The organism is Protofrankia sp. CiP3 (genome assembly GCF_917627345.1).
GTDB lineage: Bacteria > Actinomycetota > Actinomycetes > Frankiales > Frankiaceae > Protofrankia.
The window spans coordinates 1-18,807 of record NZ_CAKJTM010000091.1 but is presented as its reverse complement, the minus strand read 5'-3'; the positions used below and the strand labels follow the sequence as shown (position 1 = coordinate 18,807).

15 protein-coding genes, 4 tRNA genes, 1 pseudogene and 1 CRISPR repeat array are annotated in these 18,807 nt (G+C 68.5%); of the genes and pseudogenes, 15 read left to right on the top strand and 5 right to left on the bottom strand.

All coding sequences use genetic code 11. The features are described from left to right. Window positions 1-544 precede the first annotated feature (544 nt). A CRISPR array of direct repeats spans window positions 545-790; the repeat unit is 36 nt; unit sequence GTTTCAATCCGACTCGGAAAGTTCCTGCCCTGCGAC. Window positions 791-1,411: 621 nt separating this feature from the next. From MJ797_RS21515 to MJ797_RS21500, 4 genes are all read right to left on the bottom strand, one after another. Beyond that, a tRNA-Val gene (locus tag MJ797_RS21515) sits at window positions 1,412-1,483 on the bottom strand. Between the two features lie 23 nt (window positions 1,484-1,506). Further along, a tRNA-Cys gene (locus MJ797_RS21510) sits at window positions 1,507-1,578 on the bottom strand. 46 nt (window positions 1,579-1,624) lie between these two features. Beyond that, window positions 1,625-1,697 (bottom strand) — tRNA-Gly (locus tag MJ797_RS21505). A 506-nt stretch (window positions 1,698-2,203) separates the two neighbouring features. Further along, window positions 2,204-2,635 (bottom strand): SsgA family sporulation/cell division regulator, encoded by a 432-nt coding sequence (locus MJ797_RS21500; RefSeq protein WP_239311355.1) that lies wholly within the window; start codon window positions 2,633-2,635, stop codon window positions 2,204-2,206. Window positions 2,636-3,136: 501 nt separating this feature from the next. Here MJ797_RS21500 and MJ797_RS21495 point away from each other — a divergent pair. From MJ797_RS21495 to MJ797_RS21485, 3 genes are all read left to right on the top strand, one after another. Beyond that, a tRNA-Val gene (locus tag MJ797_RS21495) sits at window positions 3,137-3,208 on the top strand. 570 nt (window positions 3,209-3,778) lie between these two features. Further along, the gene (locus MJ797_RS21490; protein ID WP_239340128.1) at window positions 3,779-4,525 is read left to right on the top strand and encodes a Crp/Fnr family transcriptional regulator; all 747 of its coding nucleotides are present in this window, start codon (window positions 3,779-3,781) and stop codon (window positions 4,523-4,525) included. 668 nt (window positions 4,526-5,193) lie between these two features. Then, window positions 5,194-5,751, top strand: a complete 558-nt coding sequence (locus MJ797_RS21485; protein WP_239340157.1) for an HIT domain-containing protein — start codon at window positions 5,194-5,196, stop codon at window positions 5,749-5,751. Between the two features lie 72 nt (window positions 5,752-5,823). Here the strand turns inward: MJ797_RS21485 and MJ797_RS21480 are convergent, their stop codons facing one another. Next, on the bottom strand, window positions 5,824-8,019 hold the full coding sequence (locus MJ797_RS21480; RefSeq protein WP_239340117.1) for an elongation factor G-like protein EF-G2: 2,196 nt from the start codon (window positions 8,017-8,019) through the stop codon (window positions 5,824-5,826). 210 nt (window positions 8,020-8,229) lie between these two features. Here MJ797_RS21480 and pgsA point away from each other — a divergent pair, with 210 nt between their 5' ends. The 12 genes and pseudogenes from pgsA to MJ797_RS21420 all read left to right on the top strand — a co-directional run. Beyond that, window positions 8,230-8,931, top strand: a complete 702-nt coding sequence (pgsA, locus tag MJ797_RS21475) for a phosphatidylinositol phosphate synthase (RefSeq protein ID WP_239340114.1) — start codon at window positions 8,230-8,232, stop codon at window positions 8,929-8,931. Between the two features lie 40 nt (window positions 8,932-8,971). Then, window positions 8,972-9,880, top strand: a complete 909-nt coding sequence (locus MJ797_RS21470) for a phosphatidylinositol mannoside acyltransferase (protein ID WP_374582739.1) — start codon at window positions 8,972-8,974, stop codon at window positions 9,878-9,880. Then, entirely contained in the window at window positions 9,877-11,034 is a 1,158-nt protein-coding gene (locus MJ797_RS21465; RefSeq protein ID WP_239340111.1) for a glycosyltransferase family 4 protein, read from the top strand. The genes MJ797_RS21470 and MJ797_RS21465 overlap by 4 nt, the downstream gene beginning before the upstream one ends. Before the next feature lie 54 nt (window positions 11,035-11,088). Then, a complete protein-coding gene (locus MJ797_RS21460; protein ID WP_239340107.1) occupies window positions 11,089-11,682 on the top strand; it encodes a hypothetical protein in 594 nt (197 codons plus the stop codon). A 430-nt stretch (window positions 11,683-12,112) separates the two neighbouring features. Continuing rightward, window positions 12,113-13,078 carry a pyridoxal 5'-phosphate synthase lyase subunit PdxS gene (gene pdxS / locus MJ797_RS21455; protein ID WP_255724121.1) on the top strand — a complete coding sequence of 322 codons (966 nt, stop codon included), beginning with the start codon at window positions 12,113-12,115 and terminating at the stop codon, window positions 13,076-13,078. An 11-nt stretch (window positions 13,079-13,089) separates the two neighbouring features. After that, window positions 13,090-13,713: a pyridoxal 5'-phosphate synthase glutaminase subunit PdxT gene (gene pdxT, locus MJ797_RS21450; RefSeq protein ID WP_239340151.1), complete on the top strand. Its 624-nt coding sequence runs from the start codon at window positions 13,090-13,092 to the stop codon at window positions 13,711-13,713. A 10-nt stretch (window positions 13,714-13,723) separates the two neighbouring features. Continuing rightward, window positions 13,724-14,479: a YebC/PmpR family DNA-binding transcriptional regulator gene (locus MJ797_RS21445; protein WP_239311362.1), complete on the top strand. Its 756-nt coding sequence runs from the start codon at window positions 13,724-13,726 to the stop codon at window positions 14,477-14,479. A 228-nt stretch (window positions 14,480-14,707) separates the two neighbouring features. Continuing rightward, entirely contained in the window at window positions 14,708-15,244 is a 537-nt protein-coding gene (gene ruvC / locus MJ797_RS21440) for a crossover junction endodeoxyribonuclease RuvC (RefSeq protein WP_239311363.1), read from the top strand. Further along, window positions 15,241-15,930, top strand: coding sequence for a Holliday junction branch migration protein RuvA (gene ruvA, locus MJ797_RS21435; RefSeq protein WP_239340096.1), 690 nt, complete (start codon window positions 15,241-15,243; stop codon window positions 15,928-15,930). The genes ruvC and ruvA overlap by 4 nt, the downstream gene beginning before the upstream one ends. Window positions 15,931-15,938: 8 nt before the next feature. Continuing rightward, a complete protein-coding gene (gene ruvB, locus MJ797_RS21430) occupies window positions 15,939-17,012 on the top strand; it encodes a Holliday junction branch migration DNA helicase RuvB (RefSeq protein WP_239340086.1) in 1,074 nt (357 codons plus the stop codon). 64 nt (window positions 17,013-17,076) lie between these two features. Beyond that, a complete protein-coding gene (yajC, locus tag MJ797_RS21425) occupies window positions 17,077-17,592 on the top strand; it encodes a preprotein translocase subunit YajC (RefSeq protein WP_308128354.1) in 516 nt (171 codons plus the stop codon). A 493-nt stretch (window positions 17,593-18,085) separates the two neighbouring features. Continuing rightward, a pseudogene (locus MJ797_RS21420) lies at window positions 18,086-18,807 on the top strand (protein translocase subunit SecD); the annotation flags it as partial.

Genomic DNA, 18,807 nt, shown 5'->3' with positions numbered 1-18,807 from the left:
GATCGAACGCCCTATCCTCGGGCGCTCTTAACCGGGCAATACTCTGATCAAGTCTCATCATGATCTTCTTCGAGTACGTGGCCGGGTCGACGAGGAGGAGCGCGTGAGCCAGCGTCTGCGCAAGGCGCTCGCCGAGACCGCGCTGGACATCTGGGACTCAGCCCATCCAGGGCTTTGCCTTCACACCTGAAACCCTCTCCAAGAGTGCCTCGCCGGAGATGCTGGACCGCCCTATCGCCCTGGGAGCAAAGGCCGAGATGTGGTCGTCGCGTATACCTACCGCGTTCTGGTCCAGCAGAAGAGCCACCTGCCGCACTTGGACATCTCTTGGCTAATCAAGGGCCTACGGATCAAGTTCTGGTACGGGGATGTGGCATCCGCTGCGTCAACGTGCTTGATTACATTGCGAGCGCAAAGCTTGCGCGAATCTCCCAGACACCGGCAAACGAGCTGACGCCGAGCGCTGAGCCTGGTTTTGACGGATGGGTGTTTCCCGAAGGCGGGGGTGGCTACCGGTGATGCGGCCGACCGAGCAAGCCCTTGGTTTCTAATCCGACTCGGAAAGTTCCTGCCCTGCGACACAAAATCTGCCCACGGGCATGCGCGGCGTCCTGGTTTCAATCCGACTCGGAAAGTTCCTGCCCTGCGACCTCAACGCGGGTATCGCAGGACGGCAGGATCTGCAGTTTCAATCCGACTCGGAAAGTTCCTGCCCTGCGACCCTGGCCAGACGTGACAGTAAAATTGTTTAACAGTTTCAATCCGACTCGGAAAGTTCCTGCCCTGCGACAGTACCACCGATCCTGGGGGGTTTGACCTGCGGGTTTGCAAGATCCTTCCAGAACCTCCCGGCGGGGGCTGTGGATAAACTGATCCAAAAGGATGATCGTTTGTGTTTGTGCAGGTCGCAGGGTTATCGATCTTTGCCAGAACCTCCCCGTTTTGTCGGCGTGTCGGAGGTTCTGGATGTCGATCAAGGTTGAGTCGTTTGACGGGATCGCGAAGTTGTGCAAATGACTTGCGATCATTGCTTGCCTGGGAGACGCATCCGAAGGGCATGGCCAGAGCATGCCGCGACCTGGCCGGCGTCCGTCCAGTCAGGACCGTAGGAGTCGCGTCCCTTCGCTGAGAGTCAGCTGTCCAGGACGAAGCGGAAGGAACGTTCCTCGCTGAGCTCGATGCCGGCCGGCTCCAGACGTGCCGCATCAGGCACGCGGGCCGACAATATGCGGACCGGTTCGTCGGCTCCAGACGCCTACCCGGACGTGCCGACGCGCTCGCCCGCGCGAGCGCTGGCCACCGCGACGGACCACCTTCGACGTCACCCCACTCGACATCGTGGTGCGTGAATGAGGACGGCCACCCCACTTGGGGTGGCCGTTTCCGCTACGCCGCAGCGCATTTCGGGGGGTGGGCGATACTGGGATTGAACCAGTGACCTCTACCGTGTCAAGGTAGCGCTCTCCCACTGAGCTAATCGCCCCAGTTTGTTCGAGGTTGTCGCGGAGGCGGAGGCGGGAATCGAACCCGCGTACAGGGCTTTGCAGGCCCTTGCCTAAGCCACTCGGCCACTCCGCCGGGAGGAGGCCGGAACCAGCTTGACCTCTGACCTCTCACAGTCTCGAGCGGACGACGGGATTCGAACCCGCGACCCTCACCTTGGCAAGGTGATGCTCTACCAGCTGAGCCACGTCCGCGCGCCCCGCTGTTCGGCGGTGCAGCTAGCACTCTAGCGGACGATGAGCGAAGCGTCGAATGAACCGCCGTGCGATGTGTCGGCGATGTGCGGTTTCTGTGTCAGAGTCCAGCGCGCGCTTGCCGGTCGTGCCCGGTTGTGCTTGTGGCAGGTGGCCTGGCCGCCCAGCCCGGCGGTGCTGGTAGGTGATGCGCGACACGGGGTCGGGGCCGGCTCGGGTAGCGGGGCCGGCGGGGTGTCTCCAGCCTGCCGAAAGGGCTGCGGTGCGTGCGATCCGCGGGCGTGGCGACATCGGCCGCCCCACTGCGGCGAAGTCATGTTTTGCGACGCAATTCTCACGGTGTGTGACTTCGAACTGGCCGCCCGCAGCGGAAACGAGAGTCCTGACTGGGACGTCGCCGGGACAGCTGCCCGCCCCGGCGACGTCAGGGATCCAACAGGCTGAAGGCCGCGCGGACATGGCGCTGGTCGTGCTGCCGGTCGCTCTTGGTAGCCGCCCTGGCGATGTCAGGTCTGAGAGCCGCCCCAGATGAGCAGCGCAAGCTCCGCGTCCAGGTCGACGATGTCGCTTTCCCCGCCGAGTGGCACCACCGAGTAGGTGCGGCGCAGGAATGACAACACCTCCGAGCGCGGCATCTCGAACAATGCGTGGCCCGACGGGCTGGACAGGGAGAGACAGACGATCCGTCCGCCGGACTGGGCCGCCGGCCAGACCTGAACATCTCCGTCGCCGGCCGGGCGCCGGACACCGTCGCTGAGCAGCTGCCGGGCGAACGTCCACTCGACAACCTCGTCCGCGCCCGTACGGAACCCGATGCTGACCGCGTACGGGTCCGCCGGTTCATAGCGCATCGTCGCCGCGACTGGGACGGGCGCTCCACCGGGAACGACGAGCCGAAGTGCGAGCTCTGCTGTGATGGAATCGTGGCGAATTGTCATCGGGCGGCCTCTCAGTGCTGCGGTGGTGCGGGCGAGCACCCGTGTAACGAGATAGTTCCCTCTTTGAGGCTCGTTGGAAACAAGGTTATGCGACTTGAACATCCGTTACGCCGGTTCGGGAGACTTGCCCGACATAGCGCGGGTGTGCAGGCCGAGACTGGCTGATGGAGGCCACGGTGTGCGGCGTCCGTGGCCACGTGCGTCGGTTCGCGCCATGTGGCACACCCCCCGTAGGTCGATTACCCTTCGTGTTTGATCGCTGCTGTCGCAGTGTGCGTCAGGGGAGGTCTACCCCTCTCCTCCTCGTCCCAATCGAGGTGAGTTGTGTCCGGATCGTGACCGACGAGGCCCCGTTCCGCAAGACCTAACGTCGTCGACATCGTGGGACGCTTCCACGCGGACCGTCGGCCTCGCCACAACCGGACCCGGGGTATCGCCCTCGATCCGGCCGCCCCCCTCGCGGCACCCCCGCGGCGGCGTAGTAAGCTTCAGACGTCTTCCGGGCGTATAGCTCAGTGGTAGAGCGCTGCCTTCACACGGCAGAGGTCCGTGGTTCGAAACCACGTACGCCCACAGGTACTTTCGCCATTCGTCGGCCCCTGTCGATCATTGTGGGTCAGTGGGCATCCGGTGTCCGCCATATGCGTGATCGCGGTTGTTCCGCGCGCTCGGTGGCACTGCGGCGTGTGCTAGAAGCCGTCGTTCGATCAGGGAGCCACCTCCAGGCGGTTCCTCGTCCAAGTGGTTCCTGGTAAGGCCGCAGGCCAGACCGATACCAGATGAGTTGTATCGGTTTGGCCGAGAAGGCGGCCAGGGGCTGCCTGGACGCGGTGAGCCAAAGCCATGACGCGAGAGGTTCTTACGTCCGATGCGGTGTATATCATGTTTTGTGCTGGACGTGCTGGACGGCGCTGACTACATGTTCGTGGGCGGCCCGGGTTAGATGGCGTTCGACGTGGTGTTTCGCTGGATCGACTAATCGGGGAGCGACTGTTGAAGACAGGGCACGAGGTCGGGCGGAGCACGGAAGAACCGGTCGTCGGAAGCGCGGAGCGCGGGGGGCGAACCATGTTCGTGCCCGGGGAGGCGATACCTGCCATGGATACGGCGGGGATGGTCACCCCGCTCCATGAAAGAGCTCGGGTGGGTACCGGCGGAGTGGAAATCGGGATGGTGAACGGCGGGGACGGCGCGGGCCCGGACGAGCCTCGGTACGGCCGTGACTGGCCCGCGCACACCTTCCTCGGGCGGTTGGACCAGCGGCTACGGGGTGCGCTGCTGGAGCTCGGGCAGTTCGTTCGGTATGCCAGTGGAACAACTCTGATTATTGAAGGTGATCTTGGTCGGGATCTGTTCATCCTGCTTGACGGCGTATGCAAAGTCACCGGAGTGACCCCGCACGGCGTCCGGGCGCTGCTCGCCGTCCGTGTCGGTGGAGATCTCGTTGGTGAGATCGCGGCTATGGACGGTGAGCCCCGTTCCGCCACGGTGACCGCTGGCGGCGCGGTGACCGCACGCCGGATCAGCCCGGCCGACATGGAGCAGTTCCTGGTCAGCCACCCGATGATGGCGGCGGAGATGAACCGCGCGATGGCGGCGAAGCTGCGCTGGTCGACACGGCGCAGGGTCGACTACGGCGACCACGTGAAGATCCGGCTGGCGCGTGTCCTGGTCGAGCTCGCCTACCTGCATGGCACGCCGGTCGCTGACGGTACCTCGATCGGTGTGCTGACCCAGCCCGAGATCGGTGGGCTGATCGGCGCTGGCGAGCCCAGCGCGCACAAGGCGCTCGCGGAGCTGCGGAGCGCCGGCATACTCAGCACTCGCTATCGGCGAATCGTCGTCCACGACCTGTCCAGGCTCGGGGATGTCGCGGACGGCGACAGCTAGGCTGTTTTCCCTGCCGGGGGGCGGTGGGCACGTTTCCCGGCGCACCGTCGAGGGCGGCGCGCCGGGCGCTGCCGTCATCCATCCCCAGTCCGCTGCCTGCGTTCTTGTCACCAACGTCGCCGGGGTGTGGTTGTGCCTTGTGGAGAAAGTGCGAAGCGGTTGTGAACATAACATCCGCCCCACCTCCACTCCGGAGGGACTGGCTGCCAACAATCCGAATCCGTTGAGGCCCGCAAATATGCTGTGGCCTGCGAATATGCCGATCGCCACACTGTCTGGAACCCGCGGTGACGGGTCCACACCGCTGGCGACACGCCGAATGATTCCGGTCATAGTGTCGGCACGGTGTCCGGAGACCGTTTATGCTCTTGGGAGAGGTTGGCGGCGACCCCCCCACGCCGTCAACCTCTCTTCTACTTGTCCGGGCGTGCTTGTCCGGGCGCACAGTGAGTGCTGCCGGGCCTTCTGACGTTGCATCCGGGTGGGCATATACAGATGGGCGTCAGTACGCTGGGCGCGGGTCGCGGCGGCATCGGCTCAGGCCGCCGTAGCCAGCCCGAACTCAGGTTCCGGACGTGTCGGGAGGCCGCGCCAGTGACGTGCCAGCCAGGTCGATCGTCCCCGGTCCCGCAGCTCGGCCGCGCGCGGGAAACGGGCAGTTTGTGGGTATGACGTCAACCACGCCGGATGGCGTCCCGCTGGAGCCGCAGGCCGGGGTCGGTAGCCCGGACGGCTTCCGCCGGCTGTACACGCCGCACCGGATGGCCTATATCAAAGGCGAGGGCAGGCCTACCGGCGGATCCTGCCCGTTCTGCGTCATCCCGGCCATGCCGGACGAGGAAGGACTCGTCGTCGCGCGGGGCGGCGTTGTGTATGCCGTCCTCAACCTCTACCCGTACAACTCCGGGCACATCATGATCGTTCCGTACCGCCACATCGCTGACTACGCTGATCTCCTGGACGCTGAGACCACGGAGATGGCCCTGTTCACGCAGCACGCGCTGCGGGCTCTGCGGCGAGCCAGCGGCGCGCACGGTTTCAACGTCGGGATGAACCTCGGTGTGGTCGCGGGCGCCGGGATCGCCGAGCACGTTCATCAGCACGTCGTGCCGCGTTGGGGCGGGGATACGAACTTCATGCCGGTGGTCGGCGGCACCAGGGTGCTGCCCGCGCTCCTCAGCCAGACCCGCGACCTGATCGCCGCAGCCTGGAAGGAGACGGACTAAGAGCGACCGAGGACAGGGCATTCGATCAGCGAGGGTTCGGAGGCCCCGGCACGGGCCAGCAGCCGGGGGCGGTCACTCGGCCGCTCGGGCGGCGAGGTACTCGGCCGCGAGGTGATCAGGCATCGGTTCGTACCGCAGATGGCTTCGGGAGAACGTCCCGATGCCCTGGGTCAGCGAACGGATGTCAACGGCGTACCTGAGCATCTCCGTCTCAGGCACCTCGGCTCTGATCATCGTACGATTCCCGCCCCCGGCGCCGGCCTGCGCCGTGCCGCTGGCCGGCGCGATCCCGACAACCCGGCCACGTCGTGCCGCCAGGTCGCTGGTGACCGGGCCGACATGCTCATCGGGCGTGAGCACACAGACGGAGAGCACAGGTTCGAGCAGCAGAATCCCGGCGGCCCGAGCGGCGTCCTTCAACGCCAGCGCACCCGCGGCCTGGAAGGCGACGTCGGAGGAGTCCACGGAGTGCGCCTTGCCGTCCACCAGGCGAACCCGAATGTCGACAAGCGGGAAGCCGGCGGCCACCCCGAGGCCGAACTGGCGCCACACGCCCTTCTCCACGGACGGGACGAACTGGCGCGGGACAGCGCCACCGACCACCTCGTCACAGAACTCCCGCCCGGAACCGGCCGCCAACGGCTCCACCTCGATATGACAGATCGCATACTGGCCATGGCCGCCGGACTGTTTGACATGCCGGCCCGTTCCTCGGGCTGGTCCGCGCAGGGTCTCCCGCATGGGCACCCGTATCGGCATCCGGTCGACCGCCACGCCGTAACGGCTCTCGAGCCGATCGATGATCATATCGCCGTGGGCCTCGCCCATGCACCACAGGACGAGCTGCCCGGTCTCCGCGTTGTGTTCCACGGTCACGCTCGGGTCCTCGGCGCTGACCTGGGCGAGCGCGGTGGACAGCTTGTCCTCGGCGCTCTTCGTCCGCGCGCGGATCGCCATGGGCAGCTGCGGTTCGGGCATGCGCCAGGCCTCGAACAGGATGGGAGCGTCCGGGCTCGACAGGGTGTCCCCGGTTTCCGCGGTTGTGAGCTTGGAGACGGCGCAGATATCGCCGGCCTGGCACATCTCGACGAACTGCTGCGCGGATCGGCCCATGGGATGGGAGATCGTGCCGATCTTCATATCCTCGTCGTGGTCGGGATGGCCCCGTTCGGCCCGGCCGTGCCCGCAGACATGCACGGGTGTGTCCGGGCGCAGCGTGCCGGAGAACACCCGGACCAGGCAGACGCGCCCGACATACGGGTCGGTCGTTGTCCTGATGACCTCGGCCGCCAGCGGGCCGTCAGGGCCGCCCGACGGGACCGGGCAGGACGATCCGTCCGGCCGGCTGGCAGCCGGTACCGGATGCTCGAACGGGGACGGGAACGCCCGCGTGAAGAGGTCCAGCAGTTCTGTGACGCCAGGTGCGCCGGGCCCGTTCCCCACAGTCGCCACGACCGGATAGAAACGCCCCCGAGCGACCGCCGTCTCCAAATCGTCGAGCAGCAGTTTCGTCGGAAGCGCCGTGCCGGCCAGGTACTGGTCGAGCAGGGACTCGTCCTCGCTCTCGGCGATGATCCCCTCGATCAGAGCGTTGCGGGCGGCGGCAGCCCTTCCGGGCCAGCCATCCCCGCGCCCGTCCGTGTCCGTGCCCCCGTCGGTGTCGTCGATGCCGGCCGGCGCCAGCAGGTCCACCAGCCGGTGACGCTGGCCGTCCGGCGTGGGTCCGGCGGGTCGCGACCGGCTCACCACCGGCAGGTAGAGCGGGAGCACGCCCGCGCCGAACATCTCCTGGCAGTTGACGAGGGCCGAGGTGAAGTCAGCCCGCGGGCGGTCGAGCCTGGTGATCGCGATTGCGCGGGGCATCGCGGCGGCGGCGCATTCGTCCCAGAGCAGGCGCGTGAAGCCGTCGACTCCGTCGAGCGCGCTGACCACGAACAGTGCCGCGTCAGCCCCGCGCAGGCCGGCGCGCAGGTCCCCGATGAAATCGGCGAGCCCCGGCGTGTCAAGCAGGTTGATCCGTAGCCCCCGATGCATCGTGGACAGCACGGTCAGGCTGATCGTGCGCTGCCGGCTTTCAGCGTCATCATGATCGACGTGTCGGGTGCTGGTGGCGTGGCCGGGTGCCGTACCGCCGCCGTCCGCGGCAATCAGCAGGTTCTCGGCGAGTGCGCTCTTGCCCGCGCCGGTGTGACCGACAAGGACGATGTTGCGTACGCCGGTGTCGTGTCGATGATCGGGACGGGCCTCGCGTGTCGTTGTTGGCTTCACCCGCTCCTCCCCGGTGTGACATGGCCACTGGGTGGGTGGGAAGGTGAGAAACCAGTGGACGGCTGCTGAACGGATTACCAAGCCCTTCAGGAACAGGTTCCCCCTTGACTGGTGTGTGAACAACCCGTGTCGGCCGAATGAGGTGACGGCTGCCGACCGTGCCGGCGGTACTGTGAACCAGCAGTGGCGGACGTATGGGACGGGACGGACATGCTCGCTAGCAAGGCGCGACCGCAGATCCAGCGCGTGCTCGATCCTCTGGGTGAGCGGTTGGCCCGGTCGCGGGTGTCACCGGACGCCGTGACGATCGTGGGCACCATCGGCGTGGTCGGTGGGGCGCTGGGTTTCTTCACCCGTGGGGTCTTCTTCGCCGGCACCGTCGTCATCGCGCTGTTCGCCTTCTCCGATCTCATCGACGGGCTCATCGCCCGTGCCCGCGGGATCTCCTCGCGCTGGGGCGCCTTCCTGGATTCCACCTCCGACCGGATCGGCGATGGTGCCATCTTCGGTTCATTGATCATCTGGTACGCCGGTGACGGTGATTCGATGCCGTTGTGCGTCGCCTCGCTGATCTGCCTGATCGCCGGTTCGGTCATCTCATACGTCAAGGCTCGGGCGGAAGGGCTGGGACTACGCTGCGACGTCGGCTTCGCCGAACGCGGTGAGCGGCTCCTGGTTGTCCTGGTCGCCGCTGGCCTCTACGGCCTGGGCGTGCCGTATCTGCTGCCGGCCGCACTGTGGTTTCTGGCTGCCGCCACAGTGCTGACGGTGGTGCAGCGGATCATCTACGTCCGCCGGCAGTACCTGAGGCACGATCAGGGCGTCGGCGCTGGCGCTGGCGCTGGCGCTGGCGCTGGCGTGGGGGCGGCCCAGCCGCCGGTCGGGCCGTCCGCGGCCATGCGCGCCCACTGACGTGACGGGACGGCCTGCGTTGACGATCGCCCGTGCCCGGATGACGGACCTTGCCTACGCGACCGGCTGGCGGGTCGTGCGGGTTCTGCCCGAGCGCGCTGCCGCGCGGGCGTTCGCCATGGCGGCCGACGCCGCCGTGCGTCGCGACGGCCGGGGAGCCCGCCGGCTGCGGTCAAACCTGGCGCGAACCGTCCCGCCCGGCGCCGACCTTGACCAGCTCACCCGGGCCGCGATGCGTTCCTACGCCCGCTACTGGCTGGAGGTCTTCCGCCTGCAGGACATGCCGCGTGACCGGATCATCAACGGCATGCGCATGCTGGCGGAGCCTCGGCTGCGGGCGGCCCTGGCGTCTGGCCGGGGCACCATCGCCGCGCTGCCGCACATGGGCAACTGGGAACATGCCGGCGCGTGGCTGGCCGCGAACGGGGAGCCGTTCACGACGGTCGCGGAACGGGTGGAACCGGCCTCGCTGTTCGATCGGTTCGTGCGGTTCCGCTCCGCGCTCGGCATGGAGGTCATCCCGCTCACCGGTGGTGAGCAGCCACCTTTTGATCTGCTGGCGGACCGTCTGCACGCGGGTGGCACGGTGTGCCTGCTGGCCGATCGTGATCTGTCCGCGGACGGCGTTCCGGTCACCTTCTTCGGGGCGACGGCCACGATGCCGCCGGGGCCGGCCGCCCTCGCGCTGCGGACCGGGGCGACGCTGCTGCCGGCCACTCTCTGGTTCGACCCGGCCGGCTGGGGTGTGCGCATCCACCCGGCCGTGCCGCACACCGACGTGCCGCGCATGACACAGGCGCTGGCGGACGCCTTCGCCGAGGGCATCGCGGCCCACCCTGAGGACTGGCACATGCTCCAGCGCATCTGGCGGGACGAGCCGGCTGAGCCGGCTGAGCCTGGGGGAAAGCCGGGATCGGCCGGCCCGGCGGCGGCCGGAGCGGGAACATGAAGATCGGTCTCGCGTGTCCCTACACCTGGGATGTGCCCGGGGGGGTGCAGGTGCACGTGCGGGACCTTGCCGAGACCCTTATCAGCCTGGGCCACGACGTCTCGGTAATCACTCCGGTGAACAACGAGAGCACCCTGCCGCCGTACGCCGTGGACGCGGGCCACGCGGTGCCGGTGCCCTACAACGGCTCGGTCGCCCGGCTGCTGATGGGGCCTGTGTCAGCGGCCCGCGTGCGCAGGTGGCTGCGGGAGCACGATTTCGACGTGCTGCACGTCCACGAGCCCACGGCACCGAGCGTCAGCCTGCTCACGTGCATGCTTGCCGATGGTCCCATTGTCGCCACGTTCCACACGTCCAACCCGCGTTCGAAGATTCTTACGGCCGCTCACGGTGCGTTGCAGCCCTCGATGGAGAAGATCCGGGCGCGGATCGCGGTGTCCGAGGCGGCCAGGCGAACGATCGTCGAACATCTCGGCGCGGACGCGCTCCTCATTCCCAACGGTGTGGCGGTGGACGCCTTCCGGGACGCCACGCCGCTGCCCGCCCGTCCACCGGGTGACGCGACCGTGGTCTTCCTGGGGCGTATCGACGAGCCCCGCAAGGGCCTGGACGTGCTGCTGGCGGCGTTGCCGGCCCTGGTGGCGCGGTGCGGGCAGGCGCGCCTGCTGGTCGCTGGACCGGGCGACGGGGAGGCGGTACTCGATCGGGTTGACCTGGGCCTGCGGGAGCGGGTGCGGTTGCTCGGCCTGGTCTCCGACGCGGACAAACCCCGGGTGTTCCGTTCCGGGGAGGTCTACTGCGCGCCGAACACCGGGCAGGAGAGTTTCGGCATCGTCCTGCTGGAGGCGATGGCCGCCGGCACACCGGTGGTGGCCAGCGACATCGACGCCTTCCGCCGCGTTCTCGATGACGGCCAGGCTGGCCGGCTGTTCCCAGCTGGGGATGCGGCCGGGCTCGCCCACACACTTGCCGAGCTGCTGGCCGATCAGGCTGAGCGCAACCGCCTCGCCGAGCGGGGCCGTGCGGTGGTGGCCGCCTACGACTGGCCGACGATAGCGAAACGTATTGCCGGGGTGTATGAGATGGTTGCCGGTGACGTGCCCGTGTCGGTGGCGGTGAGTCCTGATTCTGAAACGATGCGCCATTCTGCTTGATCGGAGTCAAGCCCCCCGGCGCGACATCATTCGCCGTTGACTACGCTGCGCGAGGTGCCCCTAGTCGTCCTCACGGTCGTGGTCATTGTTCTGATCGCCACCTACCTCACCTGGCTTGCGAGCCGTCTGGACCGTCTCGCTGTCCGGGTCACCGACGCCCGTGCGGGTCTGACCAGCCAGTTGGCGCTGCGGGTGGCCGCGGCTGGGGAACTCGCCCGGCAGTGCGAGCTGACGGAACTGGGCGCGGCGGCCGCCCGGACGCGGGCGGCCCATGCGGTCCTCGCCGCTGACAGCCCGCTGGACGACGCCGAAGCGGTGGAGAACAATCTCAGCCGGGCGCTGCGGTCACCCGCTGTCGCCGCGACAGCGGATCGCGCGCCCGACGCCCTGCACGCGGTGGACGTCGCCGCGGCGCGGGTGGCCCTCGCCCGCCAGCTGTACAACGACGCGGTTCGTGATGTACGGGCCTTGCGGGGCAGGCGGCTGGTCCGGGTGCTGCGACTGGCCGGGCGCGGGCAGCTGCCCGCCTACTTCGAGATCGACGACGCCCTCCCGCCGCGGGGCGGCGGAGACGGGAAGAACGACGGTGACGAGAAAAATACCGGTGGCGGTACGTTGAATGGTGATATGACTGGATTTGCCCCTTAGGGCTTCTATGAGATGGTATGAGTCTCGGCTGCCCGCATCCCGTCAGCTATATGTGATCATTAGGAGCGACCGGCAATAGGGGCGTGGATCAAGGAGCGGGGCTGGGGTGCGTGCATCGCGAGGCGGAGGAGGGAGTCACCCTGGTGTTGGGTGGCGACCGACGACAACGTGGTGAGGTGCGTGCCCCAGCCCCGCGACGCCGCGTCCCCTATTGCCGCTCGCTCTAAGTTTGCCGTGTGGGGGAGGTCCGGGTGGGATGCGGCCGCTACTTCGGCCGTACCATAGGAGGTCCCCGTCCGGTGCGAATTCGCGTATCCCGCACGGTCCCTGGTAAGCGGCCGTCCGGGTTTGCCGGAGTTTCGCGTGGGCGAGGGCACTCATCCCAGGCGGATCCGTGTACGGAGACACCAGAGACACAGAGAGGCGAGCCATGTCCGATGGCCTGACCGCACCCGAGCCTGCGCAGCCGGACGACGGGCACGCACGAGCGGCCGAGTCTCCCGCTCCCGCCGGTACCCAGGTGGGAACGGCCCGCGTCAAGCGCGGCATGGCGGAGATGCTCAAAGGCGGTGTGATCATGGATGTGGTCACCGCCGACCAGGCGAGAATCGCCGAGGACGCCGGTGCGGTCGCGGTGATGGCCTTGGAGCGGGTGCCGGCCGACATTCGCGCGCAGGGCGGCGTGGCTCGCATGAGCGACCCGGAGATGATCGAGCAGATCATCGGGGCGGTGTCGATCCCGGTCATGGCCAAGGCCCGTATCGGCCACTTCGTCGAGGCTCAGGTGCTCCAGGAGCTGGGAGTCGACTACATCGACGAGTCCGAGGTCCTCACTCCCGCCGATCCACACCATCACATCGACAAATGGCGGTTCACCGTTCCGTTCGTCTGCGGCGCCACCAACCTGGGGGAGGCGCTGCGCCGTATCGGCGAGGGCGCGGCGATGATCCGCTCCAAGGGCGAGGCGGGCACCGGTGAGGTGTCCAACGCGGTCGTGCACATGCGTACGATCAGAGCGGAGATCGCCCGGCTGTCCGTTCTTGACCCAGCCGAGCTGTTTGCGGCGGCCAAGGAGCTACGCGCTCCCTACGAGCTTGTGGCCGAGGTCGCCCGGCTGGGAAAACTCCCGCTCGTGCTGTTCACCGCGGGCGGTATCGCCACTCCCGCGGATGCCGCGCTGATGATGCAGCTGGGTGCCGACGGTGTGTTCGTCGGCTCGGGTATCTTCAAGTCCGGTGATCCGGCGCGGCGCGCGCGGGCGATCGTCGAGGCTACCACTATGTACAACCATGCGGATGTCCTGGTGAAGGTCTCGCGTGGGCTCGGGGAGGCGATGGTCGGCATCAGCGCCGGCGAGCTGGAGCCCGCGGCCAGGTTCGCCGATCGCGGCTGGTGAGCGATTTCGGCATGGTCACCCCGGCGGTGCCGGTCCGGGTGGGTGTGCTTGCCCTGCAAGGTGATGTCCGTGAGCATGTCCGGGCGCTCGCCGCGGCCGGCGCTCATCCGCTGGAGGTCCGCCACGCGGCTGAGCTGAGCGCTGTGGACGGGCTGGTCCTGCCCGGCGGGGAGTCCACCACGATCGGTCGGTTGCTGCGTGTGTTCGATCTGCTGGAGCCCTTGCGCCTGGCGATCGCGGCTGGGCTGCCGGTTTTTGGATCATGCGCGGGCATGATTCTGCTGGCTCGGGAGGTCCTGGACGCGGCTCCCGGCCAGCCGCTGCTCGCGGGCTTGGACGTCGTTGTGCGGCGCAATGCCTTCGGCCGTCAGGTGGACTCGTTCGAGGCAGATATCGATCTTATCGGTGTTGCTGGCGGCCCGGTTCGGGCGGTTTTCATCCGGGCACCGTGGGTGGAGAAGGTCGGGGATGAAGTCGAGGTTCTCGGCCAGGTTGGTGACAGGATTGTCGCGGTCCGCCAGGGCAGTCTGTTGGCGACCGCGTTCCACCCGGAACTGACCGGTGATATCCGGATTCACCAGCTGTTTGTCGACATTGTCGTACGCAATCGTGGAAGGCGGGGCCAGTACAGGTGAGGGGCAGAGCATGAGCGGTCACTCCAAGTGGGCGACCACGAAGCACAAGAAGGCGGTCGTCGATGCGCGCCGCGGCAAGCTGTTCGCCAAGTTGATCAAATCTGTCGAGGTGGCGGCGAAGACCGGCGGCGGCGACCCGGCGGGGAACCCGACGCTGGCGGACGCCATCGCGAAGGCCAAGTCGCAATCGGTACCGAACGACAACATCGACCGGGCCGTCAAGCGTGGTTCGGGGGAGCTTGCCGGCGGCGTCAGTTACGAAGAGATCATCTACGAGGCGTACGGGCCGAGTGGCGTGGCCATCCTGGTTGAGTGCCTCACCGACAACCGCAACCGGGCGGCCTCCGACGTCCGGGTCGCGATCACACGGAACGGTGGCAGCGTCGCTGATCCCGGTTCGGTGTCGTACCTGTTCAACCGTAAGGGGGTGGTCCTGGTCCCCAAGACGCCCGGCCTGAGCGAGGACGACGTCCTCACCGCCGTCCTCGATGCCGGCGCCGAGGAGGTCAACGAGCTGGGTGACGCCTTCGAGGTCGTTTCCGAGGCGACGGACCTCAACGCGGTACGCGTCGCCGCGCTGGGCGCGGCGCTCGTGGTCTCGTCGGCGGACCTGTCGTGGCTGCCGAGCGTCAGCGTGTCCCTGGACGAGGAATCCGCGCGCAAGGTCCTCAAGCTCGTCGAGGCCGTGGAGGACCTCGACGATGTCCAGAACGTCTGGTTCAACGCCGACATCTCCGATGAGATCATGGAACTGGTATCGGCCTGACGGGAGTGCTCCTCGCCGCCTGTCGAGCGGCCCGCACGCTTCGCGACGCCCGGGGCGGTTGCCGGCACCCCGCTCGGCCGTACCCCGCCGGGCGAAAGTACGATCGGGGCAGCTCGAACGGGCGTTCGGGCGTGTCGCGATCGTGGTGGGCGCTGCCGGGGCCACAATGCCCGACGGTGGCTGCGTTCAGGACGGCTGGTCCGCGGACCGGCCAGCGGGAGGGTGCTGGTGCTGGTGCTGGGTGTCGATCCGGGGCTCACGCGCTGTGGTCTCGGTGTGGTTGACGGCGGCCCTGGCCGGAGCGCCTCGCTGGTCGCGGTCGGAGTACTGCGCACACCGGCCACCGACGACGTTGCCGCGCGGCTGTGCGCACTTGAGCGGGGCGTGGAGGAATGGATCAGCCGTCACAACCCCGACGCGGTCGCGGTCGAACGGGTGTTCAGCCAGGCCAATGTGCGGACGGTCATGGGCACCGCGCAGGCCGGGGCGGTGGCCATCGTCGCCGCCGCCAGACGGGGCCTGCCGGTGGCACTGTACACGCCCAGCGAGGTGAAGGCGGCGGTCAGCGGCAGCGGCCGGGCGGACAAAGCCCAGGTCACGTTTATGGTGAGTCGCTTGTTGAAGCTGCCCGACCCGCCGCGTCCGGCGGACGCGGCGGACGCGCTGGCTCTTGCCCTGTGCCATCTGTGGCGTGGCCCGGCGCTGGCCCGGATGCGAGCGGCGGCCCATGGCGGCCAGGCCGTCGGGAAGGAGCCTGGTCGATGATTGCCTCTGTTTCGGGCACGGTGGCGGCCCTGTCGCTCGAAGCGGCCGTCGTCGAGGTCGGCGGGGTCGGGCTGTTGGTACAGTGCACCCCCGCGACCCTGTCGCGACTTCGGGTAGGGCAGGATGCGCATCTGGTCACCACCCTTGTTGTCCGGGAGACGGAACTCACCCTCTACGGCTTCGTCGACGCGGACGAACGTGACGTCTTCGAAACCCTGCAGAGCGCTTCCGGGGTCGGTCCCAGGCTCGCTCAGGCCGTGCTCGGCGTTCACAGCCCCGACGGGGTGCGCCGGGCGGTCGCGGCCGAGGACCTCGCCGCGCTGACGAAGGTGCCCGGCATCGGCCGCAAGGGCGCGCAGCGCATCGTCCTCGATCTCAAGGACCGCCTCGGCGCACCGGCGGCGGTGCCGGCCCAGGCTGGTAACGCCGGCACGAACACCGATGCCGGCCCGCACGGCGGCGCGCCGGCATCGGCTGGCCGATCCCGGGCCGCCGTCGGTGAACAGGTCCGTCTCGCGTTGCTCGGGCTCGGTTACACCGCGCGGGAGGCCGAGGACGCGCTGGCCGTGGTGCGCGCCGACGGTGCCGACAGTAGTGAGCCAGGCGGTGCTGCCGGTGACGACCAGGCGCCGGACACCGTGGCTGTGCTGTTGCGCCGGGCGCTGGCCGCGCTGCGGCCCCGATGAGGCAGCCGATGGACGCCGATGGCCTGGTCTCGCCGGTGGCCGAGCCGGAGGAACGAGCCTTCGAGGCTGGTCTGCGGCCGGACAGCCTGGCGGAGTTCATCGGCCAGCAGAAGGTGCGCGAACAACTTACGATCATGCTGGAGGGGGCACGCGCCCGTGCGCGTCCGCCCGATCATGTCCTGTTGTCCGGGCCGCCCGGGCTGGGCAAGACCAGCCTTGCGATGATCATTGCGCGGGAGCTGGCGGTTCCGTTGCGCATGACCAGCGGCCCGGCGGTCGAACGCGCGGGAGATCTTGTCGCGATCCTCACCGCGCTCGCTCCGGGCGACGTGTTGTTCCTGGATGAGATCCATCGGATCGCGCGGCCGGCGGAGGAGCTGCTGTACGCCGCGATGGAGGATTTCCGGGTCGACGTCGTGCTTGGCAAGGGCCCCGGCGCGACCGCGATTCCGCTGGACCTCGCTCCGTTCACCCTGGTCGGCGCGACCACGCGGTCGGGTCTTCTCACCGGCCCGCTGCGCGACCGGTTCGGCTTCACCGCCCATATGGACTTCTACGATCCCGATGAACTGACCAGCGTGCTGACCCGGTCGGCCAGGCTGCTCGGGGTGAGGCTGACCGGCGACGGCGCCACCGAGGTCGCCGGGCGGTCGCGAGGGACGCCGCGGATCGCCAACCGGCTGCTACGCCGGGTCCGTGACTACGCCGAGGTGCGGGCGGACGGGATCGTCACCCGTGAGGTCGCTCAGGCCGCACTGCGTGTCTATGACGTGGACGCGCTCGGCTTGGACCGGCTTGACCGGGCGGTACTGGAGGCTCTGGTACGCCGGTTCGGTGGGGGTCCGGTCGGCCTGGCTACGCTGGCCGTGGCGGTGGGGGAGGAGCAGGACACGGTCGAGGAGGTCGCCGAGCCGTTCCTGGTGCGTGCCGGGCTGCTGGCCCGGACCCCCCGCGGACGGATCGCCACTCCGGCCGCGTTCACCCATCTCGGCCTTGATCCCCTGGAAGGCGCGCTGGGACGCTCCCAGGGGCCCCGGTCAGGCCCTGCCCACGTGATTGAAGATCACCTGGGCAGGGCCTGACCGGGGCCTGCGCGTCACGTGCCCGCGGCCGGTACGTAGCATCGGCCGCACAACATGGGAGGACGTGGACGTGCAAGCAATGGTAGTCGCCGAGACCGTGGCCAAAGATGGCGGCGGGAGCGGCATCGGTGGTTTTCTGCCGCTGATCCTCATCGTGGCGCTTGTCTTCTTCTTCATGTCGACTCAGCGCCGCCGCCAACGGGCGCACCAGCAGACGCTGGCGTCGCTCCTGCCGGGCACCCTGGTGGTGACCACGGCCGGACTCTACGCGACCGTGGTCGAGGTCGACGAGGGCGACGTGCTGTTGGAGGTCGCGCCGGAGGTCGTGTGCCGGTTCGCTCGCGCGGCGATCGCGCGGGTCGTCTCCGCCCCGGATGACGACTCGCAGCCCGACGGCGAGGCAGCCGACGGCCAGCCGGATCACCACCGTGCGACGGGTGACGACGGGGCTGACGACCACGCTCCGGCCGAGCCGAGCATCGACATGACCAAGAAAGATCTGCCCGCAGGCGGGGACACGCCGGGGAGCGAGAGCGCCCCAGGGCCGGGAAAACCGGACGGGCGCCGCGAGCCGGAATGAAGATCTACGGTGTGTTTCGGGAGTCGTCGTCCGATCGGGGAGCGGCGTCCGGGTGGCTGGGTCGCGAGGCGGCGGGAGACGCTCTGTGCTGGGCGTCGACCGACGGCCGGGGTACCCGCGCGTCGCGCGGCCCTGGACGGGCAGCGATGACGCGGGGCGCCGCTTGGGCGGCGCGAGCCGGACAGTCCTGTTTGCCGGAGCATCTCAAGCATGCTTCAGCTGAACGTGGTATAGGAACGCATCCGCTTTGGCAGTCGTTCCGATAGCTTGGGCGCGGCTTGCGTCGTTGGCTCAGCCGGCTGAAGGCGGAGCCGGCATGGTCCATTGCCTGTCGCCGGGGCATCAATCGCCGGGGGTACCGATGGATCCAGCGCCGCTCGCGGCGGCTGACGGGTCCACCAGGTACTGAGGCAGCAGGTATTAGCAGGTACTGAGGTAAGCAGCCAGACAGGCAGTGAAGTGAGCGCACCGGCGCGTGACGAAGGGACATCCGTTGGCACAAGGGTCAGGGCCACGGCGTAAGGCCACACGCCCCGCCTGGTCCCGCATCGGCCTCCTTTCCGGCCTGCTGGCGTTGCTGTACGGCGTCATGGCCCTGACGGGTACCTGGACGCCCAAGCTCGGGCTCGACCTGCAGGGCGGCACGAGCGTGATCCTCACGCCCAGGTCGACTGAGCCGGGCAAGGGCGTGGACAGCGGGGCCGTGGACAAGGCCGTCGACATCATCCGCGAGCGTGTCAACGGTCTTGGCGTCGCCGAGGCCGAGGTCAAGCGGAACAACACCCAGATCGAGATCTCGGTCCCCGGCCGCGGCCGCAACGATGTCGTCACGCTGGTGGGCCAGACCGCGGAACTGCGTTTCCGGCAGGTCTACACATCCGGGTCCGCGGCTCCCGCGCCGGCCCCTACCCCCGCCCCGGCCCCGACACCGAATCAGACCGGCGCGCCGACCCAGCCGTCCGCCGCCGCGGTCCCGTCGGCAGGCCCGGCAGCCACCGCACAGCCCGGGGCGTCACCGCCGGCCACGTCGACTCCCAAGGCGGCGTCGGTTGCTCCCAGGCCGTCCGCATCCACCACCACCCGATCGGATGTCGTGAGCAGCGGCCTGCTCGCGCAAGCGGCATCGGCCAAGCCGGCCGCTACGGCAGCCGCTGTCTCGCCGGCCGCACCCGCGCCGGCCACGCCCGCACCCGCAGCCCCGGCGCCCGCCACGCC

Excerpts from the sequence above, each read along its gene's own strand:
- pgsA (WP_239340114.1), top strand. The coding sequence starts at position 8,230 with ATGCTCGCTAGCAAGGCGCGACCGCAGATCCAGCGCGTGCTCGATCCT.
- MJ797_RS21445 (WP_239311362.1), top strand. The coding sequence starts at position 13,724 with ATGAGCGGTCACTCCAAGTGGGCGACCACGAAGCACAAGAAGGCGGTC.
- MJ797_RS21470 (WP_374582739.1), top strand. The coding sequence starts at position 8,972 with ATGACGGACCTTGCCTACGCGACCGGCTGGCGGGTCGTGCGGGTTCTG.
- pdxS (WP_255724121.1), top strand. The coding sequence starts at position 12,113 with ATGTCCGATGGCCTGACCGCACCCGAGCCTGCGCAGCCGGACGACGGG.
- pdxT (WP_239340151.1), top strand. The coding sequence starts at position 13,090 with ATGGTCACCCCGGCGGTGCCGGTCCGGGTGGGTGTGCTTGCCCTGCAA.
- MJ797_RS21465 (WP_239340111.1), top strand. The coding sequence starts at position 9,877 with ATGAAGATCGGTCTCGCGTGTCCCTACACCTGGGATGTGCCCGGGGGG.
- ruvA (WP_239340096.1), top strand. The coding sequence starts at position 15,241 with ATGATTGCCTCTGTTTCGGGCACGGTGGCGGCCCTGTCGCTCGAAGCG.
- ruvB (WP_239340086.1), top strand. The coding sequence starts at position 15,939 with ATGGACGCCGATGGCCTGGTCTCGCCGGTGGCCGAGCCGGAGGAACGA.
- MJ797_RS21485 (WP_239340157.1), top strand. The coding sequence starts at position 5,194 with ATGACGTCAACCACGCCGGATGGCGTCCCGCTGGAGCCGCAGGCCGGG.
- MJ797_RS21500 (WP_239311355.1), bottom strand. The coding sequence starts at position 2,635 with ATGACAATTCGCCACGATTCCATCACAGCAGAGCTCGCACTTCGGCTC.